Origin of the sequence: Collinsella sp. LCP21S3_A3, assembly GCF_052118905.1 — a bacterium.
GTDB lineage: Bacteria > Actinomycetota > Coriobacteriia > Coriobacteriales > Coriobacteriaceae > Collinsella.
The window spans coordinates 1-5,207 of record NZ_JBQKGH010000033.1 but is presented as its reverse complement, the minus strand read 5'-3'; the positions used below and the strand labels follow the sequence as shown (position 1 = coordinate 5,207).

Sequence of the window (5,207 nt, the reverse complement as noted above, 5' to 3'; positions counted from 1 at the left end):
GGCGTGCACCTTGAGAACCGGATACTGCGAGGATGGACACACCAGATGTGTCGCATCCGGGCAGACATCGAACCATTTGAAATGGTCTGACTTGGATTCGTTTTTCGCAAGGCCGCCGAGAGGCGGCCCCGAGAAATTCCTTTTCCTATCAAACAGAACCATATGAATCGAACGGAACCGATCAGCGATGACTGAGAGGACCGGACGGGCTCGAGGCCCATTTACTTTGGACGGAGAGTTCGATCCTGGCTCAGGATGAACGCTGGCGGCGCGCCTAACACATGCAAGTCGAACGGCACCCACCTCCGGGTGGAAGCGAGTGGCGAACGGCTGAGTAACACGTGGAGAACCTGCCCCCTCCCCCGGGATAGCCGCCCGAAAGGACGGGTAATACCGGATACCCCCGGGTGCCGCATGGCGCCCGGGCTAAAGCCCCGACGGGAGGGGATGGCTCCGCGGCCCATCAGGTAGACGGCGGGGTGACGGCCCACCGTGCCGACAACGGGTAGCCGGGTTGAGAGACCGACCGGCCAGATTGGGACTGAGACACGGCCCAGACTCCTACGGGAGGCAGCAGTGGGGAATCTTGCGCAATGGGGGCAACCCTGACGCAGCGACGCCGCGTGCGGGACGGAGGCCTTCGGGTCGTAAACCGCTTTCAGCAGGGAAGAGACGAGACTGTACCTGCAGAAGAAGCCCCGGCTAACTACGTGCCAGCAGCCGCGGTAATACGTAGGGGGCGAGCGTTATCCGGATTCATTGGGCGTAAAGCGCGCGTAGGCGGCCCGGCAGGCCGGGGGTCGAAGCGGGGGGCTCAACCCCCCGAAGCCCCCGGAACCTCCGCGGCTTGGGTCCGGTAGGGGAGGGTGGAACACCCGGTGTAGCGGTGGAATGCGCAGATATCGGGTGGAACACCGGTGGCGAAGGCGGCCCTCTGGGCCGAGACCGACGCTGAGGCGCGAAAGCTGGGGGAGCGAACAGGATTAGATACCCTGGTAGTCCCAGCCGTAAACGATGGACGCTAGGTGTGGGGGGACGATCCCCCCGTGCCGCAGCCAACGCATTAAGCGTCCCGCCTGGGGAGTACGGCCGCAAGGCTAAAACTCAAAGGAATTGACGGGGGCCCGCACAAGCAGCGGAGCATGTGGCTTAATTCGAAGCAACGCGAAGAACCTTACCAGGGCTTGACATATGGGTGAAGCGGGGGAGACCCCGTGGCCGAGAGGAGCCCATACAGGTGGTGCATGGCTGTCGTCAGCTCGTGTCGTGAGATGTTGGGTTAAGTCCCGCAACGAGCGCAACCCCCGCCGCGTGTTGCCATCGGGTGATGCCGGGAACCCACGCGGGACCGCCGCCGTCAAGGCGGAGGAGGGCGGGGACGACGTCAAGTCATCATGCCCCTTATGCCCTGGGCTGCACACGTGCTACAATGGCCGGTACAGAGGGATGCCACCCCGCGAGGGGGAGCGGATCCCGGAAAGCCGGCCCCAGTTCGGATTGGGGGCTGCAACCCGCCCCCATGAAGTCGGAGTTGCTAGTAATCGCGGATCAGCATGCCGCGGTGAATGCGTTCCCGGGCCTTGTACACACCGCCCGTCACACCACCCGAGTCGTCTGCACCCGAAGTCGCCGGCCCAACCGAGAGGGGGGAGGCGCCGAAGGTGTGGAGGGTGAGGGGGGTGAAGTCGTAACAAGGTAGCCGTACCGGAAGGTGCGGCTGGATCACCTCCTTTCTAGGGAGATACATTCTTAGAGAGATCAACTTAACTCGAATGGAGGGCAGGAGCCCGTCCGGTGGATGTCTGGCCAGGATACGTCCCCGCAGCACCCGGTCCCCGGGGTCGCACCCGCGTACCTTGAGAGCCGCATAGCGATAGGAGAGAGATGGAAGAGTATCCTCTTCCAGACTCGATTCTTTTCTGCGATTAAATAGAGAATGATAGCAATCATTCATCCGATCCAAACAAGAGGAATTCACTCATTGATGAGTGAGGAGCATCTGATCGCGAGCACAGTGGAACACGCTGTGCCGCGGTATGAGATACCCGAATTGCGACATGAGAGCGCTATTCATGATATCGATTAATTTTCATTAGCGACACGTGGATATCCCGCGGGCCCGGAGCGGTCCCGCAAGATACCACGGGCGCACGGCGGATGCCTTGGCACAGGGAGCCGATGAAGGACGCGGCAAGCTGCGATAATCCCCGGCGAGGAGCACACATCCTTCGACCCGGGGGTCTCCGAATGGGCGAACCCATCCGTAGAGGTACGGATATCCCCCCGCCGAACACATAGGCGGGGGGAGGACAACCCGGGGAACTGAAACATCTAAGTACCCGGAGGAGAGGAAATCAATCTCGAGACTCCCCGAGTAGCGGCGAGCGAAAGGGGACCGATGGCCAAACCGTCGAGCGGGCGTACCCGGCAGGGGTTCCGCCGGCGGGGTTGCAGGGCCGCGCATCCGGGGGCTGCCGCCCCCGGGCGCAGGTCCGGCTGGGGAGCGGAACGGCATGGGAGGGCCGGCCGCAGCGGGTGACAGCCCCGTACGCGAACCCAGACCGGACGGCGCGACGCGGTCCCTGAGTAGGGCCGGGCACGTGAAACCCGGTCCGAACCTGGGTGGACCACCATCCAAGCCTGAGTACTACCCTGTGACCGATAGCGCACCAGTACCGTGAGGGAAAGGTGAAAAGCACCCCGGGAGGGGAGTGAAACAGTACCTGAAACCGTGCGCCCACGAGCAGTCGGAGCACCCTCCGGGGTGTGACGGCGTGCCTTTTGTAGAATGAGCCAGCGAGTCGCTGGCGCGGGGCGAGGTTAACCGAAAGGGAGCCGGAGCGAAAGCGAGCCTTAACAGGGCGACTTGAGTCCCGCGCCGCGGACGCGAAGCCGGGTGAGCTATCCGTGGGCAGGCTGAAGCGGGGGTAAGACCCCGTGGAGGGCCGAACGCACGTCGGTTGAAAACGGCGGCGATGACCTGCGGATAGGGGTGAAAGGCCAATCAAACCCGGAGATATCTCGTTCTCCCCGAAATAGCTTTAGGGCTAGCGTCGCGCGTTCACCGCCGGAGGTAGAGCACCGGATGGACGAGGGGGCTTCGCCGCCTACCGAATCCAACCGAACTCCGAATGCCGGCGGCCCAGAGCGCGGCAGTCAGAGCATGTGGGCTAAGCTGTGTGCTCGAGAGGGAAACAGCCCGGACCGCCCGCTAAGGTCCCCAAGTTCCAGCCGAGTGGCAAAGGATGTGCGTCCGCCCAGACAACCAGGATGTTGGCTTAGAAGCAGCCATGCATTCAAAGAGTGCGTAACAGCTCACTGGTCGAGTGGACATGCGCCGACAATACACGGGGCTAAGCTGGACACCGAAGCGGCGGGATTTTATCTATAGAATCGGTAGGGGAGCTTCCCATGGGCGGAGAAGCCGGAGGGCGACCGACGGTGGAGCGCATGGGAGTGAGAATGCTGGCATGAGTAGCGAGAGACGAGAGAGTAACTCGTCCGCCGTGAACCCGAGGTTTCCTGGGCAAGGCTAATCCTCCCAGGGTCAGTCGGGGGCTAAGGCGAGGCCGGGAGGCGTAGCCGACGCGCAGCAGGCAGACATTCCTGCACCGCGCACGCGGCGCTACGACCGACGGGGCGACGGATGGGGGTGGCTCGGCGGGGTTCTGGACGTCCCCGTGATGGAGCGCGGCCCGCGGACCAGGGAAATCCGGTCCGCATCGAGGGCGAGGCTCCGGACGAAGCACTTAAGCGAAGCGAGTGAGCCCGAGGTCCCTAGAAAAACCCCTAGGCAGGCGCGTGCGCGCCCGTACCGCAAACCGACACAGGTGGGTGGGTAGAACATACCGAGGCGATCGGGTCAACCATGGTCAAGGAACTCGGCACAATGGCCCCGTAACTTCGGGAGAAGGGGTGCCCGCGCGTACGTGAACGGACTTGCTCCGGGAGCGGAGGCGGGCCGCAGTGGAGAGGCCCAAGCGACTGTTTACCAAAAACACAGGACTCTGCAGAAGCCGCAAGGCGACGTATAGGGTCTGACGCCTGCCCGGTGCCGGAAGGTCACGCGGAGGAGTTAGCCGCAAGGCGAAGCCCCGAAGCCAAGCCCCGGTAAACGGCGGCCGTAACTATAACGGTCCTAAGGTAGCGAAATTCCTTGTCGGGTAAGTTCCGACCTGCACGAAAGGCGCAACGACTTGGGCGCTGTCTCGACCATGGACCCGGTGAAATTGCACTGGTCGTGAAGATGCGACTTACCCGCGGAAGGACGGAAAGACCCCGTGAACCTTCACTGCAGCTTGGCATTGGCCGCTGGTCCCGCGTGTAGAGGATAGGCAGGAGGCGAAGATCCGGAGGCGCCAGCCCCCGGGGAGCCGCCCTTGGAATACTGCCCTCGCGCGACCGGCGTCCTAACCCGAGGCCGTCAACCGGCTCGGGGACCGTGCCAGGCGGGCAGTTTGACTGGGGCGGTCGCCTCCTAAAGGGTAACGGAGGCGCGCGAAGGTCCGCTCGGGACGGTCGGCAACCGTCCTTTTGAATGCAAGAGTACAAGCGGGCTTGACTGCGAGGCCCACAAGCCGAGCAGGTGCGAAAGCAGGCTCTAGTGATCCGGCGGCCCCGAGTGGGTGGGCCGTCGCTCAACGGATAAAAGGTACTCCGGGGATAACAGGCTGATCTTGCCCAAGAGTCCACATCGACGGCAAGGTTTGGCACCTCGATGTCGGCTCATCGCATCCTGGGGCTGGAGCAGGTCCCAAGGGTACGGCTGTTCGCCGTTTAAAGCGGTACGCGAGCTGGGTTCAGAACGTCGTGAGACAGTTCGGTCCCTATCCTCCGTGGGCGCAGGAGAATCGATGGAGGCTGCCCCCAGTACGAGAGGACCGGGGTGGACGCACCTCCGGTGAACCGGTTGTCGACCAACGGCACGGCCGGGTAGCCGCGTGCGGCGCGGATAACCGCTGAAGGCATCTAAGCGGGAAGCCGTTCCAGGGATTAGTTCTCCTTCCGGTAAGGGCCCAGGTAGACTACCTGGTCGATAGACGGCAGGTGCAAGGCTGGCGACAGCCTCAGCCGAGCCGCACTAATCGCCCGAGCTCTTCCGGAACCGCACCTCGCGGCCCGCGGGACCCAGCGCTCACGCGCGGTCCGGGCACGAGGATGCCCCCGAGTCACCTCCCCTATACGCCATGCGGCCCCCAGGGCACGTG

General features: G+C 63.5%; 2 rRNA genes. Both read left to right on the top strand.

Annotated elements, in window-relative coordinates:
• The first annotated feature begins 227 nt into the window (after nt 1-227).
• Nucleotides 228-1,733: ribosomal RNA gene (locus ACTQ0H_RS09075) — 16S ribosomal RNA — on the top strand.
• A gap of 397 nt (nt 1,734-2,130) precedes the next feature.
• Nucleotides 2,131-5,104, top strand: a 23S ribosomal RNA gene (locus ACTQ0H_RS09070).
• The 16S and 23S rRNA genes sit together here, the layout of an rRNA operon.
• Nucleotides 5,105-5,207 lie beyond the last annotated feature (103 nt).